General features: G+C 73.0%; 19 protein-coding genes and 1 pseudogene. 14 read left to right on the plus strand and 6 right to left on the minus strand.

Annotation, left to right across the window (positions count from 1 at the left end; translation table 11 throughout):
* Positions 1-56: 56 nt before the first annotated feature.
* From MOTC310_RS07595 to cobJ, 4 genes are read left to right on the plus strand one after another with little or no spacing between them, the layout of a single operon-like run.
* The gene (locus tag MOTC310_RS07595) at positions 57-1,322 is read left to right on the plus strand and encodes a precorrin-3B synthase (protein ID WP_419539877.1); all 1,266 of its coding nucleotides are present in this window, start codon (positions 57-59) and stop codon (positions 1,320-1,322) included.
* Positions 1,319-2,011: a precorrin-8X methylmutase gene (locus MOTC310_RS07600; RefSeq protein ID WP_331301341.1), complete on the plus strand. Its 693-nt coding sequence runs from the start codon at positions 1,319-1,321 to the stop codon at positions 2,009-2,011. The genes MOTC310_RS07595 and MOTC310_RS07600 overlap by 4 nt, the downstream gene beginning before the upstream one ends.
* Positions 2,011-2,790, plus strand: a complete 780-nt coding sequence (locus MOTC310_RS07605) for a precorrin-2 C(20)-methyltransferase (protein WP_331301342.1) — start codon at positions 2,011-2,013, stop codon at positions 2,788-2,790. The genes MOTC310_RS07600 and MOTC310_RS07605 overlap by 1 nt, the downstream gene beginning before the upstream one ends.
* A complete protein-coding gene (gene cobJ / locus MOTC310_RS07610; protein WP_331301343.1) occupies positions 2,787-3,548 on the plus strand; it encodes a precorrin-3B C(17)-methyltransferase in 762 nt (253 codons plus the stop codon). Before MOTC310_RS07605 ends, cobJ begins: the two co-directional genes overlap by 4 nt.
* Here cobJ and MOTC310_RS07615 read toward each other — a convergent pair.
* Positions 3,515-4,327 carry a cobalt-precorrin-6A reductase gene (locus MOTC310_RS07615; RefSeq protein WP_331301344.1) on the minus strand — a complete coding sequence of 271 codons (813 nt, stop codon included), beginning with the start codon at positions 4,325-4,327 and terminating at the stop codon, positions 3,515-3,517. The two genes, cobJ and MOTC310_RS07615, sit on opposite strands and share 34 nt — an antisense overlap.
* On the opposite strand from MOTC310_RS07615, the gene cbiE reads away from it, so the two are divergent.
* From cbiE to MOTC310_RS07635, 4 genes and pseudogenes are all read left to right on the plus strand, one after another.
* Positions 4,326-5,546, plus strand: coding sequence for a precorrin-6y C5,15-methyltransferase (decarboxylating) subunit CbiE (gene cbiE / locus MOTC310_RS07620; protein WP_331301345.1), 1,221 nt, complete (start codon positions 4,326-4,328; stop codon positions 5,544-5,546). The genes MOTC310_RS07615 and cbiE overlap by 2 nt on opposite strands.
* Positions 5,525-5,925 (plus strand): annotated as a pseudogene (locus MOTC310_RS07625) (cobalamin biosynthesis protein). The gene cbiE and the pseudogene MOTC310_RS07625 overlap by 22 nt, the downstream one beginning before the upstream one ends.
* The gene (cobM, locus tag MOTC310_RS07630; protein WP_331301346.1) at positions 5,922-6,698 is read left to right on the plus strand and encodes a precorrin-4 C(11)-methyltransferase; all 777 of its coding nucleotides are present in this window, start codon (positions 5,922-5,924) and stop codon (positions 6,696-6,698) included. The pseudogene MOTC310_RS07625 and the gene cobM overlap by 4 nt, the downstream one beginning before the upstream one ends.
* Positions 6,695-8,011 carry a cobyrinic acid a,c-diamide synthase CobB gene (locus MOTC310_RS07635; protein WP_331301347.1) on the plus strand — a complete coding sequence of 439 codons (1,317 nt, stop codon included), beginning with the start codon at positions 6,695-6,697 and terminating at the stop codon, positions 8,009-8,011. Before cobM ends, MOTC310_RS07635 begins: the two co-directional genes overlap by 4 nt.
* Before the next feature lie 60 nt (positions 8,012-8,071).
* On the opposite strand, the gene MOTC310_RS07640 is transcribed toward MOTC310_RS07635, so the two are convergent.
* Entirely contained in the window at positions 8,072-8,506 is a 435-nt protein-coding gene (locus tag MOTC310_RS07640) for a helix-turn-helix domain-containing protein (protein WP_331290878.1), read from the minus strand.
* 355 nt (positions 8,507-8,861) lie between these two features.
* Here MOTC310_RS07640 and hmuQ point away from each other — a divergent pair, with 355 nt between their 5' ends.
* Positions 8,862-9,209 (plus strand): heme-degrading protein HmuQ, encoded by a 348-nt coding sequence (gene hmuQ, locus MOTC310_RS07645; RefSeq protein WP_331290879.1) that lies wholly within the window; start codon positions 8,862-8,864, stop codon positions 9,207-9,209.
* 337 nt (positions 9,210-9,546) lie between these two features.
* Entirely contained in the window at positions 9,547-11,052 is a 1,506-nt protein-coding gene (locus MOTC310_RS07650; protein WP_331301348.1) for an undecaprenyl-phosphate glucose phosphotransferase, read from the plus strand.
* Positions 11,053-11,197: 145 nt separating this feature from the next.
* Here the strand turns inward: MOTC310_RS07650 and MOTC310_RS07655 are convergent, their stop codons facing one another.
* On the minus strand, positions 11,198-11,683 hold the full coding sequence (locus MOTC310_RS07655) for a transcriptional repressor (protein WP_331290881.1): 486 nt from the start codon (positions 11,681-11,683) through the stop codon (positions 11,198-11,200).
* Positions 11,684-11,807: 124 nt separating this feature from the next.
* Between MOTC310_RS07655 and MOTC310_RS07660 the strand changes: the two genes are divergently transcribed.
* From MOTC310_RS07660 to MOTC310_RS07670, 3 genes are read left to right on the plus strand one after another with little or no spacing between them, the layout of a single operon-like run.
* A complete protein-coding gene (locus tag MOTC310_RS07660; protein ID WP_331301349.1) occupies positions 11,808-11,942 on the plus strand; it encodes a hypothetical protein in 135 nt (44 codons plus the stop codon).
* The gene (locus tag MOTC310_RS07665) at positions 11,939-12,736 is read left to right on the plus strand and encodes a metal ABC transporter ATP-binding protein (protein WP_331301350.1); all 798 of its coding nucleotides are present in this window, start codon (positions 11,939-11,941) and stop codon (positions 12,734-12,736) included. The genes MOTC310_RS07660 and MOTC310_RS07665 overlap by 4 nt, the downstream gene beginning before the upstream one ends.
* Positions 12,737-12,783: 47 nt before the next feature.
* A complete protein-coding gene (locus MOTC310_RS07670; RefSeq protein WP_331301483.1) occupies positions 12,784-13,608 on the plus strand; it encodes a metal ABC transporter permease in 825 nt (274 codons plus the stop codon).
* Here the strand turns inward: MOTC310_RS07670 and MOTC310_RS07675 are convergent, their stop codons facing one another.
* From MOTC310_RS07675 to MOTC310_RS07685, 3 genes are read right to left on the minus strand one after another with little or no spacing between them, the layout of a single operon-like run.
* Positions 13,609-14,472 (minus strand): SDR family oxidoreductase, encoded by an 864-nt coding sequence (locus MOTC310_RS07675; RefSeq protein WP_331301351.1) that lies wholly within the window; start codon positions 14,470-14,472, stop codon positions 13,609-13,611.
* Positions 14,469-15,614 carry a tRNA epoxyqueuosine(34) reductase QueG gene (gene queG / locus MOTC310_RS07680; protein WP_331301484.1) on the minus strand — a complete coding sequence of 382 codons (1,146 nt, stop codon included), beginning with the start codon at positions 15,612-15,614 and terminating at the stop codon, positions 14,469-14,471. Before queG ends, MOTC310_RS07675 begins: the two co-directional genes overlap by 4 nt.
* Positions 15,615-15,643: 29 nt before the next feature.
* Positions 15,644-16,336: a glutathione S-transferase family protein gene (locus MOTC310_RS07685; RefSeq protein WP_331290886.1), complete on the minus strand. Its 693-nt coding sequence runs from the start codon at positions 16,334-16,336 to the stop codon at positions 15,644-15,646.
* Positions 16,337-16,589: 253 nt separating this feature from the next.
* Between MOTC310_RS07685 and MOTC310_RS07690 the strand changes: the two genes are divergently transcribed.
* The gene (locus MOTC310_RS07690) at positions 16,590-17,393 is read left to right on the plus strand and encodes an undecaprenyl-diphosphate phosphatase (RefSeq protein ID WP_331301352.1); all 804 of its coding nucleotides are present in this window, start codon (positions 16,590-16,592) and stop codon (positions 17,391-17,393) included.
* Positions 17,394-17,476 lie beyond the last annotated feature (83 nt).

A 17,476-nucleotide genomic window follows, 5' to 3' on the forward strand; every position in this document is an offset into this window, starting at 1 on the left:
GCGTCCTGCCCGAGACGCCCGCCCGCCGGGGCTGGTGCCCCGGTCTGGCGCGGCCCATGCCGACGGGCGACGGGTTGCTCGCGCGCGTCCACCCGCCGCTCGGAATCCTGACCCTCGATCAGGCCCGCGCCGTGGCGGAGGGCGCGCGGCGCTTCGGGAACAGGCACCTGGACCTGACCGCACGGGCGAATCTCCAGATCCGCGGCGTCTCCGAGGCGACGCGCGCGCCGCTGGCCGCCTGGCTCGCGGCCCGGGGCCTCGGCGACGTGCGCGCCGACGGCGGCCCCCAGCGCCTGACGCTCACGAGCCCGCTGGCGGGTCGTGATCCGGACGAGACGATCGACGTGCCGGCCCTCGCCCGGGCGATCGAGACCGCGGGGCTCGCGATCCCGGGGTTGCCGGCCAAGACCCTGGTCGCTGTCGAGGGCCGCCCCGGCCGGGCGCTGCCGGAAGCGGATCTCTGCGTTGTCGCCGAGGGGCCGGGCCGCGTCGCGATCACGGTCGCGCAGGGTGAGACCCAGCGGAGGCTCCTGACCTGCGCGGAGGACGCGGCGCCCGGCCACGTGGCGGCCCTGCTCGGCGCCTTCGCGCGAACCGGTCGGCGCCGGATGCGCGACTTGTCGGACGTCGAGCTGAGCGCGCTGGCCGAGGCGCTTCCGTCAGGAGAGACCCGCGCCGGACCGGCGCAGGCGTACCAGGGCTTCGCTCCGGAGCAGGAGCCGGCGCGTCCGGCGGGCGGGCACGACCTTCGGAGCGTCGCCGTCGACGCGCCCTTCGGGCGCTGCACTGCCGACGCCCTCGACCGGATCGCGGCTACGGCAGCGGCGATCGGCTCCGACGAGATCCGCCTCTCGCCCACGCGCGGCTTCGTGCTGCTGGTGCCGGCCACCGCCTCCGACGTGGCGGCGGCCGCGGCGGCGGCGCTCGCGGCGGAGTTCATCGTCGTCCCCGACGATCCGCGGCGTGCGATCGCGGCCTGCACGGGGGCCCCGGGCTGCGCCTCGGGATCGACCCCGACGCTCGCGGACGCGGCGCGCCTCGCGGCGGCGTTCGCCCCGCTGGTGGCCTCGGGCCGCGCCGCGCACGTCTCGGGCTGTGCCAAGGGCTGCGCGCGGCCGGGTCCGGCGGACCTGACCCTCGTGGGCCGGGGCGGGCTGTACGGCGTGGTGATCGGGGGCGCGCCCGGCGATGAGCCGGCGATGGATCTCCCTATCGAGGCCGTGCTGGAGCGGCTAGGAAGGGCCGAGATCGACGGGCTCTCCGCCGCCTTCGCGCCGGAGACCGCCCCTTCGGAATGCGGGAGGACCAGGAGACCGGCATGAGCGCGAGCCAGAACGCCCTGCGCCAGACAGGATCGGAGCCGGCCGCGGCCCACGAGTCCCCGTCCCGCTACGACTACATCCGCGACGGCGGCGCGATCTACGCGCGCTCCTTCGCGATGATCCGCGCCGAGTCCGATCTCGGGCGCTGGTCGGGCGCCGCCGAGCGCGTCGTCGTGCGCATGATCCACGCCTGCGGCATGACCGACCTGCCGGCCGACGTGGAGATGGCGCCGGATTTCGCCGCGGCCGGCGTCGCGGCCCTCCAGGCCGGCGCGCCGATCCTGTGCGACGTCCGCATGGTCGCCGACGGCGTCACCCGGGCGCGCCTGCCCGCCGACAACAGGGTGATCTGCACCCTGGGCGACCCGCGCGTGCCGGAGCTCGCCCGCAGCCTCGGCACGACCCGGTCCGCGGCCGCCATGGAGCTGTGGCGGGAGCATCTCCCGGGCAGCGTCGTGGCGGTGGGCAACGCCCCGACCGCCCTGTTCCGCCTCCTGGAGCTGCTCGATGCCGGCGTGGCACCGCCCGCCGCGGTGATCGGCATCCCGGTGGGCTTCGTCGGCGCGGCGGAGTCGAAGGAGGCGCTCGCCCGGGACGGCCGCGTGCCGTTCGTGGTCGTGCACGGGCGGCGCGGCGGCAGCGCCATGACGGCCGCGGCGGTCAACGCGCTCGCCAGCGAGGTCGAGTGATGGACGGTTTCGAACGCCTCGACGGCCCGACCGAGGAAATTCCCGCGGCCGCGGTGACGGGCACGCTCTACGGCGTCGGGATGGGCCCGGGCGATCCGGAGCTGCTGACCGTGAAAGCGCAGCGCATCCTGATGCGCGCGCCCGTGCTGGTGCATTTCTGCAAGCGCGGCCGGCGGGGCAACGCCCGCACCATCGCGGACGCGATCCTGCGCGACCCGGCCCGCGAGATGGCCCTTGCCTATCCCTACACGACCGAGATCCACCCCGAGCACCCGGACTACGTGGCGGCGCTGGCCGGCTTCTACGACGACGCGGCCGGGCAGCTCGCCGATCACCTGGGCGCCGGGCGGGACGTCGCGATCCTGTCGGAGGGCGACCCGTTCTTCTACGGCTCGTTCATGCACCTGTGGCGGCGCCTGAAGGACCGCTTCCCCGTGGAGGTGGTTCCGGGCGTAACCGGCATGTCGGGCTGCTGGACCCGGGCCGGCACGCCGATCACCTGGGGCGACGACGTCCTCACCGTCCTGCCGGCGACCCTGTCGCTCGACGCGCTGACCGAGCGCCTGAGCGGCACGGACGCGGCCGTGGTGATGAAGCTCGGGCGCCACCTGCCGAAGGTGCGGGCCGCCCTGTCGGCCGCCGGGCTGCTCGCGCGCGCGGTCTACGTGGAGCGCGGCACGATGGCGGGCGAGCGGGTCGTGATGCTGGCCGACAAGGCCGACGACGACGCGCCCTATTTCTCGATGGTGCTCCTGCCCGGAGAGGGCCGCCGGCCGTGAGCGGGAGCCTCACCGTCGTCGGCCTCGGGCCGGGTGACGCGGCCCTGCTGACCGAGTCGGCCCGCCGGGCGCTGGACGCGGCGGAGGACGTCGTCGGCTACTTTCCCTACGTCGCCCGCGTGCCCGAGCGTCCCGGCCTCGTCCGGCACGCCAGCGACAACCGGGTGGAGGTCGACCGGGCGCGCCACGCGCTGCAGCTCGCCGCCTCCGGGCGCCGGGTCGCGGTCGTCTCGGGCGGCGATCCGGGCGTCTTCGCCATGGCGGCGGCGGTGTTCGAGGCTGTGGAGTACGGCGAGCCGGGCTGGCGCGACCTCGCCATCACGGTGGAGCCGGGCATCACCGCGATGCTCGCCGCGGCGGCCCGGCTCGGCGCGCCGCTCGGCGGCGATTTCTGCGCACTCTCGCTCTCGGACAACCTCAAGCCCTGGCCGGTCGTGACCGCCCGGCTGGAGGCGGTGCTGCGCGCGGATTTCGTGGTCGCGCTCTACAATCCGATCTCCACCGCCCGGCCCTGGCAGCTCGGGGCGGCGCTGGAGATCGCGGCCGGGATCCGCGCGCCCGACACGCCGGTGATGTTCGCCCGTGCCGTCAGCCGACCGGACGAGGCGATCCGGGTCGCGACCCTCGCCAAGGCGCCCGCGGTGCCGGCCGACATGGCCACGATGGTGATCCTGGGCGCCTCGACGACGCGGCTGATCCCGCGGACGGGCCGGGCTCCGTTCGTCTACACCGCCCGCAAGGTCGAGGAACCGGCGTGATCGCCCGCGTCCAGCCAGCGGCGCGCGCCCGCGGCGTCCGCGACGCTCGGCACGTCGGGCTTGCCCGGCCGCCGCACCATCACGACCGGGATGCCGAGGCCGCGCGCAGCCGCAATCTTGCCGTAGGTCGCCGCGCCGCCCGCGTTCTTGCTGACCACGATCTCGATCCGGCTGGCCCGCATCAGGGCCGTCTCGGACGCGGCGTCGAACGGTCCGCGCGCCTCCAGGGCGGTCAGATGCGGCACCGGCAGGATCCCGCCCAGCGGCTCGACCGTCCGCGCCAGATAGCTGTGCTGCGGCGCCGCCGCGAAGGCCCCGGCCTCCTGCCGGCCGATCGTCAGGAACACGCGCCGGGGGTCCGGACCGAGGGCGGCGACCGCCTCCTCCATCCGGTCGACCTCGACCCAGTCGTCGCCGGGCTCCCGGCTCCAGGCCGGCCTGCGGATCGCGAGGAGCGGCACGCCCGTCAGGGCCGCCGCGCGCGCGGCGTTGGCCGAGATCCGCGCGGCGAACGGGTGGGTCGCGTCGATCAGGCGGGTGATCGCCTCGGCCTCCAGGTAGCGGGCGAGGCCCTCGGCGCCGCCGAACCCGCCGATCCGGGTCGGGACCGGCTCGGGCTTCGGCGCCGCCGTCCGGCCCGCCAGCGAGAGGGTCACGGCGCGATCCGCATGCCCCGCGAGCGACCGCACCAGGGCGCTCGCCTCGCCGGTCCCGCCGAGGATCAGGATCCGCATCGTGCCGCTCGTCGGGGGCGCCGTGTTCATGGGCGCCTTGTCCATGAGCGCTGATCCCCTGTCGAGCGTCCCGTGGCTGTCGATCGCCGGGATCGGCGAGGACGGGCGGGCCGGGCTGACGCCGGCCGCCGCCGCCGCGCTCGACGCCGCCCGAGTGGTCTACGGGGGCCGGCGCCACCTCGCCCTCGCCGGGCCGCTCGACGCGGAGACGCGGCCCTGGCCGAGCCCGATCCACGAGGCCTACCCCGAGATCCTGGCGCGGCGCGGCCGGCCGACCTGCATCCTCGCTACGGGCGACCCGTTCCACTACGGCATCGGCGCCGAGATCGCCCGGCTGGTGCCGGCGGACGAGATCCGCGCCTTCCCGCAGCCCTCGGCCTTCAGCCTCGCCTGCGCCCGGCTCGGCTGGCCGCTGGCCGAGTGCGCGCTGGTCACGCTTCACGGCCGGGCGCTGACCCGGATCGTCCCGCATCTCCAGCCTGGCGCGCGGCTGCTCGTCCTGTCCTGGGACGGCGCGACGCCCGGCGCCCTCGCCGCCCTGCTGCGCGAGCGGGGCTTCGGCGCGTCGACGCTGACGGTGCTGGAGGCGATGGGCGGGCCGCGCGAGCGCGTCCGCACGGCCCGCGCCGACGCGTTCGACGAAGCCGACATCGATCCGCTGAACACGGTCGCGATCGCGCTGTCGGGCGCCGGCTCCGCTCTGCCGCTCGCGCCGGGGCTCGACGACGGCCTGTTCGAGAATGACGGGCAGCTGACCAAGGCCGAGATCCGAGCCCTGACCCTGTCCGCATTGCGCCCGCATCCCGGGCTGCATCTCTGGGATGTCGGTGCGGGCGCCGGCTCGATCGCGATCGAGTGGATGCTGCGTCACGCGAGCCTGCGCGCCACCGCGATCGAGGGAAAACCGGACCGTGCCGAGCGAATCCGCCGCAACGCCCTCGCGCTCGGCACGCCGGACCTCGCCGTCGTCGTCGGGACGGCTCCCGGCGCGCTCGCCGGCCTCCCCGTGCCGGACGCGGTGTTCATCGGCGGCGGCGTCTCGGAGCCGGGAGTCCTGACGGCGACGCTGGCGGCGTTGCGGGCCGGCGGTCGCTGCGTGGCCAATGCCGTGACCCTCGAGGGCGAGGCCGCGCTGCTCGCGGCCTTCGCGGCGCATGGCGGCAGCCTGCGCCGCTACGGCGTGGAACGGGCGAGCCCGGTCGGGGGCATGCACGGCTGGCGCCCGGCCATGTCGGTGACCCAGTGGACCTGGACCAAGCCGTGAGCGGATCGCTGGTCGCCGGGATCGGCTTCCGCCGGGGAACCGAGGCCGAGGAGATCGCGGTGCTGATCGACCGCGCCCTCGCGCTGGTCGGCGCCGAGCGGACGAGCCTCGCGGCCGTCGCCACGGCGGCCGACCGGGCCGCGGACCCGGCGATCTGCGCGGCGACGGCGCGCTTCGGGCTGTCGCCGTGGAGGCGCGCGACGCCGAGATCGTCACCCGCTCGGCGCGCATCGAGCGCCTGCGCGGCGTCGGTTCTGTGGCCGAGGCGGCGGCGCTCGCCGGCGCGGGGTCGGGGAGCCGACTCGCTCTGCCCCGGATCGCGAGCGGCGGTGCCACTTGCGCCCTGGCCGTCCGATACGACACGACACGGGAACCATGACCGTCCACTTCATCGGCGCCGGCCCCGGCGCGGCCGACCTGATCACGGTGCGGGGGCGTGACCGCATCGCCGCCTGTCCCGTCTGCCTCTACGCGGGATCGCTCGTCGCCCCCGAGATCCTGAGTTGGTGCCCGCCCGGCGCCCGGATCGTCGACACGGCGCCGCTCGACCTCGACGCCATCGTGGCGGAGATCCGGACGGCGCACGCGGCCGGGCAGGACGTGGCGCGCCTGCATTCCGGCGACCTGTCGATCTGGAGCGCCCTGGCCGAGCAGATGCGCCGGCTCGACGCGCTCGCCATTCCCTACACGGTGACGCCGGGCGTCCCCGCCTTCGCGGCCGCGGCGGCGCTGCTCCGCCGGGAACTGACCGTTCCGGGCGTGGCGCAGAGCGTGGTCCTGACCCGCACCTCGGGGCGGGCGAGCGCCATGCCCGAGCGGGAGACGCTGGCGGCCTACGCGGCCACCGGCGCGACCCTGGCGATCCACCTGTCGATCCACGTGGTCGAGGCTGTCGCCGCCGAGCTGATCCCCTTCTACGGGCCGGCCTGCCCGGCGGCGGCGGTGTTCCGGGCCTCGTGGCCGGACGAGCGGGCGCTCGTGGGCGACCTCGCCGGGCTGCCCGGGCTCGTCGCCGAGGCCGGCCTGGAGCGCACCGCCCTGATCCTGGTCGGGCCGGCCCTCGGCGCCGCGGATTTCCGCGAGAGCGCTCTCTACGCGCCCGACTACGACCGGCGCTACCGGCCCGGCGGCACGGTGGGGAGCCGCTCGTGAGCGCCCCCGGACTCCTCGTCGCGGCGCCGCGCTCCAGTTCCGGCAAGACGACCGTCACCCTCGCGCTGATGCGCGCCCTCACCCGGCGCGGCCTGCGGGTCCGCGGCGCGAAATGCGGCCCCGACTACATCGACCCTGCCTTCCATCAGGCCGCGACCGGCCATCCGAGCTTCAACCTCGACAGCTTCGCCATGGCGACGCCGCTCCTCGACGCCCTGGCGGGCGCGACGGCGGCGGCCGATCTGGTGATCGCCGAGGGATCGATGGGCCTGTTCGACGGCGTCCAGGCGGCCGAGAACCGCACCGGGGCGAACGCCGACATCGCCGCGCGCTACGGGTGGCCGGTGGTGCTCGTGGTGGACGTGTCGGGCGCCGCGCAGTCGGCCGCCGCCGTGGCGCTCGGCTGCAGGCTCTACGATCCCCGCATCCGGATCGCCGGCGTGATCCTCAACAAGGTCGCGAGCGCCCGACACCGGCGCCTCGTCGAGGCCGGCATGGAGCGCGCCGGGCTGCCGGTGCTCGGCGCGCTGATGCGCGACGCGCAGCTCGTCCTGCCCGAACGCCACCTGGGACTCGTGCAGGCCGGTGAGACCGCGGATCTCGCCGCCCGCCTGGACCGGCTTGCCGACCTCGCCGAGGCGGGCATCGACCTCGACGCCGTGGCGGCCTGCGCGGGCGGGAGCGTGCCGGCCTCCGGCGGCCCGCTGCCACGGCCGCCCGGGCAGCGCGTGGCGGTCGCCCGAGACGCGGCGTTCAGCTTCCTCTACCCGCATCTCAAGACCGGCTGGCGGATGGCCGGCGCCGAACTCGTGCCGTTCTCACCGCTGGCCGACGAGGGACCGCCCGAGGATTGCGACGTCTGCTGGCTGCCCGGCGGCTATCCCGAACTGCACGCGGGCCGGATCGCCGGTGCGACCCGGTTCCTGGATGGACTGCGCGGCTTCGCCCGGACTCGACCCGTCCACGGGGAGTGCGGCGGCTACATGGTCCTCGGGCAGACGCTTCAGGACGCCGACGGCACCACCCATCCCATGGCGGGACTACTGCCGGTCGCAACCTCGTATCACCGGCGCAAGCTCCATCTCGGCTATCGCGTCGCGCGGCTCTGCGGATCCGGCATACTCGGAGCGGAGGGCGCGCGCCTCGTCGGACACGAATTCCACTATGCCAGCGAGCTCTCGCCGATCGCGCCGGAGGCCGCAGCGCTCGCCCGCGTGTCGGATGCCGAAGGGGTCGATCTCGGATTGGCCGGCCACCGGGTCGGGCCCGTCAGCGGCAGCTTCTTCCACCTGATCGCGACCGAGCCGTCCTGAAGCCGCCCCCGGCGGAGACGCTCCGGCGGTTCCGAGGGCGGAGCCGGTCCGCCGCGCCTGTCAGGCCGGATCCGGCGTCTGCGCGGGTGCGCGGTTCTGCGCGAGGCGCGCCGCGCTGCGGACCAGGGCCAGCACGTCGCGGCGCATCTGCTCGTCCTCGATCTGGGCGTAGGCGCGCAGCAGCTCGATGGCGCCGTGGGCGCTGAGGAAGCCGAACACGTCCTCCTGAGCGTTCTCGCGCGGCTCACTCTCCTCGAAGAACGCGGAGACCGGAACCTCGAGGAGGCGCGCGATCTCGCGCAGCCGGCCGGCACCGACCCGGTTCTGACCCTTCTCGTATTTCTGAACCTGCTGGAAGGTCACGCCGACCGCGTTACCGAGCGCGGTCTGGCTCATGCCGCGGGCCTTGCGCAGCGCCGTGATCCGGATACCGACCAGACGATCGACGTCGGTCGTCTGCTTCGGCATCGTCTGGGCGGAGGAATCTTTGTCCATGGCGTCGGCTGCATCCTCCTGCGGACGCGGTGTCTTCGCCTCGCTGTCGCGCCGCTTCACCGCCCGCCCCTTCGTCGCATGTCCTGCACGCTAGGTTGCCGGTACTCCGTGCCGCTATCTGGCTATAGCCCGGATCCCGACACAGGTGAACCGCGGTGCAGTAGGACACCAAGTTGTCAAGCTTCGCAAGTCGAAGATTACATCTTCTAGTTTAAGCCCACACATCTTTGCAACATTGTTGCTCAAATGTCGACACTGGGCGCTGGGCTGCTTTCGTGGTGCGCCTTGTCGCCGCGCGGCCGTGCCCCTTAGGAACACAGACGCTTGTAGGTTTGGTACCGCTCAGGAGACACGCATGTTCATCGCGATGAATCGCTTCAAGGTCGTTAAGGACGCGACGGCGGATTTCGAGGCTGTCTGGCTGGGGCGCGACAGCCACCTCGGCGAGATGCCCGGATTCGTGGAGTTTCACCTGCTGCGCGGCCCCGAGCACGAGGACCACGTGCTGTACGCCTCGCACACGATCTGGCGATCGCGCGCGGATTTCGAGGCCTGGACCCGGTCGGAGCAGTTCCGCAAGGCGCATGGCCGGGTGCCCTCGACCAAGCCGCTGTATCTCGGCCACCCGCAATTCGAGGGTTTCGAGACGATCCAGACGGTCGGCGGCTCCGCCGACGCGCGTCAGGATGCCGGCGCCGTCTGACCGAGTCTGGCCCCGGCCCTCCTGTGGCCGGGGTCGTCAGCACGGTCCAATACGGTTGCAACCGCAGATGAAGAATCTCGTGTGAATTGAAATATCTCGGACAAATGCGGCGCCGTTCCAGAACTGGCGCCCGCCCGATGCGCCGAACAGTCACTCAGCATTAATTATGTATTGCAACCTCCGGAGGCTGGCCCTACGTGGCAGCCCTCCTCCGTGACCGCGATCGTGAACCCGTGGGGCCCGCGGCTTGCTCCGTCACCGTCACCAGGCGGCGCTGAAACCTTTCGTGTCTCAGACTGGTACAGAGTCCGACTTAAGACGGGACGTTGCGGGTCAGATGTTTCACGATCGGCTTCCGGAGACGTTTCAGGCGCTGCCGACCTCGGCCGAGCGCCGCCGCAATGTGTGGTCGGCGCTGCTGCCGCGCCGCGGTCGCGCGCTGGCGCGCCTGGCTCTGTCCATGACGCTCGCCGCGACTGACCTCGCCGCGATCGTGGCGGTGACACTGGGCCTCGAATGCGCCTACCACGTCATCGCGCAGGACGGCACCGTCTGGACGGGCCTCGTCCGCGGCCTGCGGTTGTCGGCGCTGCTCGCGCTGGTGATCATCGCCACGAACGTCCTGCGCGAGGAGTACAGCCTCGAGAACGTCATGGCGCAGAAGCCGGGCGTTCAGCGCGTTTCCTCCCTCTGGCTGATCGCCTGGGCCGCCGTGCTCGTCGTCAGCTTCATGACCAAGACGACCAACGATTACTCGCGGCTGGTCTCGCTCGGGATCTTCGCCGCCGGCCTGCCGGTCCTGATCGGAGCGCGGGCCGCGGTGCGGCGGCTGGTGCGCGAGCGGCTGAGTGCCGGCTCGGCCACCGCCAGCCGGATCCACCTCGTGGGCTACGAGGAGGACATCGCGCGCTTCTACGCCGGCAAGGAGGTCGACCAGCTCGGCTCGCGGATCATCGGGACGAGCTACCTGCGGCGGGTCGATCCCGGCGCCGACGCAGCCGCGCGCCACGACCAGCTGCAGGAGGATCTCGACCTCGCCGTCTCGGTGGTCCGCTTCCTGCGGCCGGACGACGTCTTCGTCCTCGTGCCCTGGGCCGACACCGCTGAGGTCGAGCGCTGCATCGACGCGTTCCTGCGAGTGCCCTCGGCCCTGCACCTGCGTCCCGGCGCGGTCCTCGACCGGTTCCCCGACCTGCAGGTCGCCCGGGTCGGCGGCGTCTCGGGGATCAACATCGGCCGCCGGCCGCTCAACATGGGCGAGGTGATGCTGAAGCGGACGCTCGACCTGACGGTCGCGACCATCGCCCTCGTCTCGCTGTCGCCGCTGCTCGCCGCGATCGCGGTAGCGATCAAACTCGACAGCCCCGGTCCGGTCTTCTTCCGGCAGAAGCGCTACGGCTTCAACCAGCAACCGTTCGGCGTCTTCAAGTTCCGGTCGATGCGTGCGGACGCGAACGCCGCCTTCCGGCAGGCCACCCGCAACGACAGCCGGATCACCCGGATCGGCGCGATCCTCCGCCGGACGAACCTCGACGAGCTGCCCCAGCTGATCAACGTCCTGCGCGGGGAGATGTCGCTGGTCGGTCCCCGCCCGCACGCGCTGGCCCATGACCGGAGCTTCGAGCGTCGCATCGCCCTCTACGCCCGCCGCCACAACGTGAAGCCCGGGATCACCGGCTGGGCCCAGGTCAACGGCTACCGCGGCGAGACGCAGACCGACCTCGCCATGGAGCGGCGCGTCGCCTGCGACCTGCACTACATCGACAACTGGTCGATCTGGTTCGACATCCAGATCATGATCCAGACGGTCGTCTCGCGGCGCGCCTACCAGAACGCGTTCTGACCCGCGGCCGGCGCCCTTCCGGCGCTGCCGCCCGCGCGGGCGGGGCGCAGCGAACCGGGACGGCGCATCGTCGGGCCGGCAGCGGCGCGACCGGTATCGCTCCGCCCGCACGCACGGCAGGATGGCTCGGTCCGGACCGGGCGGCTCAGGGGGCCTGCTTCCGCTCCCGGCAGGCGCCGCAATCGCCCTCGACCTCCAGAATGCTGTGGGTCGGGGTGAAACCGGCCCGCTCGAGCGTGCGCCCGAGGCTGCCCTCGACCTCCTCCGAAGAGGCCTCGTCGACGCCCCCGCAGGTGCGGCAGATCAGGAAGATGACGCCCTCGCCGGGCGCGTGGCCGTGCGCGCAGGGGATGAAGGCGTTCCGGCTCGCGATCCGATGGACCAGCCCCTGCTCCATCAGGAAGTCGAGGGCGCGGTAGACCGAGACCGGGGCCACGCGCTTGCCCGGCGCGCTCAGCCGCTCGGCGATGTCGTACGCGCCCTGGGCCTTCCCGGCCTCGGCCACGGCCTCCAGCACCTCCCGGCGCAGGGGCGTGAACTGAAGACCGCGCTCGCGACACAGGGCCTCGGCCCGCGCGAGCGTGTCACCGGTGCCGGCGTGGCACGCGTCGTGACCCTCGTGACGGTGCATGATTGCTCCAGACGTGATCCGCAGGTTGTCCCACGGCTTTGTTACAGTGTATCACCGCCGCCCAGCACCGCACCAGTAGCCCCGCGTGGTGCCCGCGCCGGCGTGAGCGCGCGACGAGGACACCGTGCCGACCATTCCCAGCCCGAGACACGCGGCGCGGCGATCGCTGTTCCAGAGCGGGATCGGCCTGCGGCTGGCGCTCGCCGCCTCGCTCTCGGCGCTGGTCTGGCTCACCATCGCCTGGGCGCTCGCGTCATGAGCGGCCCGATACCGGATCCGATCCGCCTCGTCGGTCTCACCCTCGGTTACGACCGGCATCCGGCGGTCCACCATCTCGACGGGTCCGTGCGGTCCGGCGACCTGCTCGCCCTCGTCGGTCCGAACGGGGCCGGCAAGTCCACGCTGCTCAAGGGCATGGCCGGAGAGATCCGCTGCCTGGACGGCCGGATCGAGCGCGCGGGCGCCCTCGCCTACATGCCGCAGGTGGACGAGATCGACCGCAGCTTCCCGCTCACCGTCATGGACCTCGCCGGCATGGGCCTCTGGCGGCAGGCGGGGGCGTGGCGCAGCCTCACCCGGCGGCGCCCGGCCATCGAGGCCGCGCTGGCGGCGGTCGGCCTCGACGGCTTCGCGGCACGGCCGATCGGCACCCTGTCGGGCGGGCAGTTCCGTCGGGCCCTGTTCGCCCGGCTGATCCTGCAGGATTGCCCCGTCGTGCTCCTCGACGAGCCGTTCACCGGCATCGACGCGCGGACGGTGGACGATCTCCTCGCGCTCATCCGCACGTGGCACGCCGAGGGGCGGACCGTGGTCGCGGCCCTCCACGACCTCGCGCAGGTCCGCGCGCATTTCCCGACGACGCTGCTGCTCGCCCGCGAGCCCGTGGCCTGGGGACCGACCGCGCGGGTCCTGACGGCCGAGAACCTCGCCCGCGCCCGCAACCTGTCCGAGGCCTGGGACGAGGGCGCGGCGATCTGTGCCGGCCCGCGCGAGGCCGGGGCGGCGCATAGTCACGGCGGCGCGGACCGGCACCACCACGAGGACGCCGCGTGACCGATCCGTTCGGGTCCCTTTTCGCGCCTTTCGTGGAGTTCGGCTTCATGCGCCGAGCCCTGGCAGGCTGCATCGCCCTGTCGGTGTCGGCGCCGCCCATCGGCGTGTTCCTGACGCTGCGCCGCATGAGCCTGATGAGCGACGCGATGAGCCACGCGATCCTGCCCGGGGCCGCGGTCGGCTTCCTGGTCGCCGGCCTGTCCCTGCCGGCGATGACGCTGGGCGGCCTCGTCGCCGGTCTCGCGGTCGCCCTCCTCGCGGGGGCCGTCACCCGCGCGACCGTCGTCCGCGAGGACGCCAACCTCGCGGCCTTCTACCTCATCTCGCTCGCGGCCGGCGTGCTGCTGGTGTCCCTGCGCGGGTCGCAGATCGACCTGATGCACTTCCTGTTCGGCTCAGTCCTGGCGCTGGACGACGCCGCCCTCTGGCTGCTCGGCGGCATCAGCACCCTGACCCTCCTGGCGCTCGCCCTGATCTACCGGCCGCTGGTGATGGAATGCGTCGACCCGCTGTTCCTGCGGAGCGTCAGCCGCGGCGGCGGCCCGGTCCACCTCGCCTTCCTGGCGCTCGTGGTGGTCAACCTCGTCGGCGGGTTCCAGGCCCTCGGCACGCTGCTGGCGGTGGGGCTGATGCTGCTGCCGGCCGTGGCGGCGCGGTTCTGGGCCCGCGACCTGGCCGGGCTGATCCCGGTCTCGATGCTGATCGCCGCCCTGGCGAGCGTGTCGGGGCTCAGCCTGTCGTACCGGTACGACCTGCCGAGCGGCCCGGCCATCGTGCTCGCGGCCGGCGCGCTCTACGTCGCCTCGATGATGGTCGGCCCCCGCGACGGCCTGCTCCGCCGCCTCGTCCGGCCGCGGCACCTCGAGGCCTGATCAGGGCTGGTTCTTGAGGGCCGCGAGCCCCTCGCGATAGGTCGGGTAGGCGAGCGCCACGCCGAGCTCGTCGCGGATCAGCCGGTTCCGGACGCGCTTGTTCTCGCCGTAGAAGCTGCGCGCCATCGGCGACAGGTCGGCGGTCTCGAAATCGATCTCGGGCGGCAGCGGCAGGCCGGTGAGGGCCGCGGCGTGCTCGGTCACGGTCTGGGGCGCGGCCGGCTCGTCGTCGGTGACGTTGTAGATCGCCCCGGGCCGCGGCCGGTCGACGGAGGCGAGCAGCGTCGTCGCGATGTCGTCGACGTGGATGCGGTTGAAGACCTGCCCGGCCTTCACGATGCGCTGCGAGCGGCCCTCCCGCAGCTTCACGATCGGGTTGCGCCCGGGTCCGTAGATCCCCGAGAGCCGGAAGACCTGCACGGCCTTGCCGGTCTCGGCGCCGAGCGCCAGCCACGCCGCCTCGGCGTCGAGGCGCACCTTGGACCGGGCGCTGCGCGGGTTCGCCGGCGTGGTCTCGTCGATCCAGGCGCCGCCCCGGTCGCCGTAGACGCCGATGGTGGACAGGTAGCCGATCCACCGGATCCGGCTCGCCGCGACGGCGTCGGCGTAGCGGGCCAGCACCGGGTCGCCGGCCTCGCCGGGGGGCGCCGAGACCAGGAGCACGTCCGTGTCGGCGAGGTCCGCCGCGATCCGGGGATCGTCGGCCTCCGGCCCGAAGGCGCGCATCGCGAAACCGGTCTCCGCCGCGACGCGGTCGGCGGCCGCAGGGTCGGTCACCGTGGCGTGGACGGTCCCGAAACGCGGCCGCGCCCGCTCGGCGAAGTGGCGGCCCGTGAAGCCGAGCCCGAAGACGAAGAGGTTCATGCCGCGGATGTCTCGTCCGTCCGCGGTTCCGTCAAGCCGGTGGCGGCCCGCCACTCGTCCCGCACGTGGGCGTCGGTCTCGGAATCGCCGTGCTGCCGCCCGAGCGCGCGCACGGCCTCGGGCGGCAGCAGCCGGCCGCAGGCCCAGACCGCCATGCCGCGCACCAATGGAGACGGGTCGTGCAGGCGCGCGACGGCCGCCTCCGCGAGCGACGGGTCTTCGGAATTCCCGACCGCGATCATGACGTTGCGGAGGAAGCGGTCGCGCCCCGTGCGCTTCACCGGCGTGCCGGCGAAGAAGGAGCGGAACGCGGCGTCGTCGAGGCCCGCGAGGTCGACCAGCGCCGGGGCCGCGAGATCCGCTCGCGCGGCGAGACGGCTCTCCGCCGCGGTGCGGGCGAACTTGTTCCAGGGGCAGACGGCCAGGCAGTCGTCGCAACCGAAGACCCGGTTGCCGATCGCCGGCCGGAATGCCGCGGGGATCGGCCCGGCATGCTCGATCGTCAGGTACGAGATGCAGCGGCGGGCATCCAGACGGTAGGGCGCCGGGAACGCGTCCGTGGGGCAGACGTCCAGGCAGGCGCGGCAGGAGCCGCAATGGTCGCGCTCCGGCGGGTCGGGGTCGAATTCCGCGCTCGTGTAGATCGCGCCGAGGAGCAGCCAGTTGCCGTGCCCGCGGGAGATCAGCACCGTGTGCTTGCCTTGCCAGCCCAGGCCGGCTGCCTCGGCCAGGGTCTTCTCCATGACGGGTGCGGTGTCGCAGAAGACCTTGACCCGCACGTCGCCCTTGGCCGACAGATACCCGCCCAACTCTTTCAAGCGACCCTTCAAAACCTCGTGATAATCCCGCCGCTGCGCGTAGGCGGCGACGGCGCCGCGCTCGGGCCGCGCGACGAGGTCGAGGGGATCGTGCTCCGGCCGGTAGCTCATCGCCAGGACCAGGATGCTGCGCAGACCGGGCCACAGCGCGATCGGGCTGGCGCGCTGGTCGGCCCGCTCGGCCATCCAGTCCATGGTGCCGTGCGCGCCCTCAGCGAGCCAGGCCGACAGGCGGCCCGGCAGGTCGGGCAGCCGGTCCGGGCGGGTGACGCGCAGGCCGCAGAACCCGAGCGTGCGGGCCCGGGTCTCGACGAGGCGGCGCAGGTCGGCGCCGTGATAGGTCCGTCGGGCGTTCAGAAATCCAGGTCCGCGTAATGGGCGGCCGGCGCCATCCCGGGCACGCGGTCGGCGAGCAGGGCGCGGAACGACGGCCGCGACTTGACCCGCGAGTACCAGTTCCGCGCCATCTCGTCCTCGTCCCAGGGCACGTCGCCCAGGTAGTCGACGCAGGAGAGATGGGCGGCGGCCGCCAGATCGGCATAGGTCAGGTTGTCGCCGGCGATCCAGCGCCGCCGCGCGATCAGGTAGCCGATATACTTGAGGTGGTAGCGCACGTTGGAGCGCGCGGCGCGGATCGCGTTCATGTCGGGCGGGCCGCCGCCCTCGCGGGCCGACATGAAGCGCTTCGAGATCTTCTCGTTGACCAGGTAGGCGGTCACCTCCGACTCGAACTTGACGAGGAACCAGTCGAGCAGGCGCCGCACCTCGACGCGCTCGACGGTGTCCTCCGGCAGCATCCGCCGCCCCGAGAGCCCGAGGCCGCGGGTCTCGTCGAGGTACTCGGCGATGACGCCGGCCCCGGGGACGACGAGGCCGTTCTGCTCCAGCAGCACGGGCGTGACGCCCGCCGGGTTGATCAGCAGGAAGTCGTCGCGCCGTTCCCAGGGCCGTTCCTCGAACAGCGTCGGCTCCATGCCCATCTCGGCGAGAACGAGACGGATGAACCGGGAATTCGCGCAGAAGGGAAAATGGTAGAGGGTTGCCATCGAGGCCGTGCGGGACGTTCGGTCTGCCAGCGCGGCCGGTCCCGCGCTCGTCGTGAGCCCTGGAGCGCAGGTCTTCGGCGCGCAGGACTTCGGACCGAGCGTTATTGCTCGACCGTTGCCGAGCCCTTAACACGCGCGGCCCGGCCCGGTAACTGCCCGTCAACCCTGATCGGCGAAGCCTCGGGTACAACCATTTCGCGCGGCAGGCGGCGGCCCGACGGGGGCGGCCGCGCCCGCGGCACAAGGCGTCGCGATGGATCCGGCAAGCATCGGCAAGGCAGTGCTGCTCGCCCTGGTGGAGGGGGCGACCGAGTTCATCCCGGTCTCCTCCACCGGCCACCAACTGCTGGTGGGGCACTTCATCGGCTTCCACTCGCCCAACAACACCTTCGAGGTGCTGATCCAGCTCGGCGCGATCCTGGCGATCCTGCTGGTCTATTTCCGCCGCCTCCTGGGGATCGCCACCGCGCTGCCGTCGGATCCCAAGGCGCGCCGCTTCGTGCTCGGCATCCTGGTGGCGTTCCTGCCGGCGGCGATCATCGGCGGCCTCTTCTCGAAGCTGATCAAGGCCTACCTGTTCAACCCGTGGATCGTCTGCGCGACCCTGGTGGCCGGCGGCCTGGTGCTCCTCGTCATCGACGACACCGACCTCGAGGTGAAGAAGACCGACGTCTACGACTTCTCGCTGCCGATGGACCTGAAGATCGGCATCTTCCAGTGCCTGGCGATGATCCCCGGCGTCTCGCGTTCCGGCGCGACGATCGTGGGCGCGATGCTGATGGGCGCCGACAAGCGCTCGGCCACCGAGTTCTCGTTCTACCTCGCGATGCCGACCATGGCGGGCGCCTTCGCCAAGGACCTGCTCGATAACTACAAGTACCTTTCGAGCAACGATGTCGGCCTGATCGTGATTGGCTTCATCGTGTCGTTCATCTCGGCGCTGTTCGTGGTGCGGGTTCTCCTCGACTACGTCTCCCGCCACGGCTTCTGGCTGTTCGCGTGGTGGCGGATCATCGTCGGTGCCCTCGGCTTCGCCGGCCTGATCATCCTCGGCTGACGCGGGATCGCCGCGCTCCGGTGAGCGTGGCGGGCGCCCCTCGCTTCGCCCCGGTCGCGACCCTCAAAAATCGGTGATCCGCG

The organism is Methylobacterium oryzae, from assembly GCF_036441375.1.
GTDB classification, from domain to species: domain Bacteria; phylum Pseudomonadota; class Alphaproteobacteria; order Rhizobiales; family Beijerinckiaceae; genus Methylobacterium; species Methylobacterium oryzae_A.

Excerpts from the sequence above, each read along its gene's own strand:
- MOTC310_RS07595 (WP_419539877.1), top strand. The coding sequence starts at position 57 with ATGCCGACGGGCGACGGGTTGCTCGCGCGCGTCCACCCGCCGCTCGGA.
- MOTC310_RS07600 (WP_331301341.1), top strand. The coding sequence starts at position 1,319 with ATGAGCGCGAGCCAGAACGCCCTGCGCCAGACAGGATCGGAGCCGGCC.
- MOTC310_RS07605 (WP_331301342.1), top strand. The coding sequence starts at position 2,011 with ATGGACGGTTTCGAACGCCTCGACGGCCCGACCGAGGAAATTCCCGCG.
- cbiE (WP_331301345.1), top strand. The coding sequence starts at position 4,326 with ATGAGCGCTGATCCCCTGTCGAGCGTCCCGTGGCTGTCGATCGCCGGG.
- MOTC310_RS07615 (WP_331301344.1), bottom strand. The coding sequence starts at position 4,327 with ATGGACAAGGCGCCCATGAACACGGCGCCCCCGACGAGCGGCACGATG.
- cobM (WP_331301346.1), top strand. The coding sequence starts at position 5,922 with ATGACCGTCCACTTCATCGGCGCCGGCCCCGGCGCGGCCGACCTGATC.
- MOTC310_RS07640 (WP_331290878.1), bottom strand. The coding sequence starts at position 8,506 with ATGGACAAAGATTCCTCCGCCCAGACGATGCCGAAGCAGACGACCGAC.
- hmuQ (WP_331290879.1), top strand. The coding sequence starts at position 8,862 with ATGTTCATCGCGATGAATCGCTTCAAGGTCGTTAAGGACGCGACGGCG.
- MOTC310_RS07650 (WP_331301348.1), top strand. The coding sequence starts at position 9,547 with ATGTTTCACGATCGGCTTCCGGAGACGTTTCAGGCGCTGCCGACCTCG.
- MOTC310_RS07655 (WP_331290881.1), bottom strand. The coding sequence starts at position 11,683 with ATGCACCGTCACGAGGGTCACGACGCGTGCCACGCCGGCACCGGTGAC.
- MOTC310_RS07665 (WP_331301350.1), top strand. The coding sequence starts at position 11,939 with ATGAGCGGCCCGATACCGGATCCGATCCGCCTCGTCGGTCTCACCCTC.
- MOTC310_RS07670 (WP_331301483.1), top strand. The coding sequence starts at position 12,784 with ATGCGCCGAGCCCTGGCAGGCTGCATCGCCCTGTCGGTGTCGGCGCCG.
- MOTC310_RS07675 (WP_331301351.1), bottom strand. The coding sequence starts at position 14,472 with ATGAACCTCTTCGTCTTCGGGCTCGGCTTCACGGGCCGCCACTTCGCC.
- MOTC310_RS07685 (WP_331290886.1), bottom strand. The coding sequence starts at position 16,336 with ATGGCAACCCTCTACCATTTTCCCTTCTGCGCGAATTCCCGGTTCATC.
- MOTC310_RS07690 (WP_331301352.1), top strand. The coding sequence starts at position 16,590 with ATGGATCCGGCAAGCATCGGCAAGGCAGTGCTGCTCGCCCTGGTGGAG.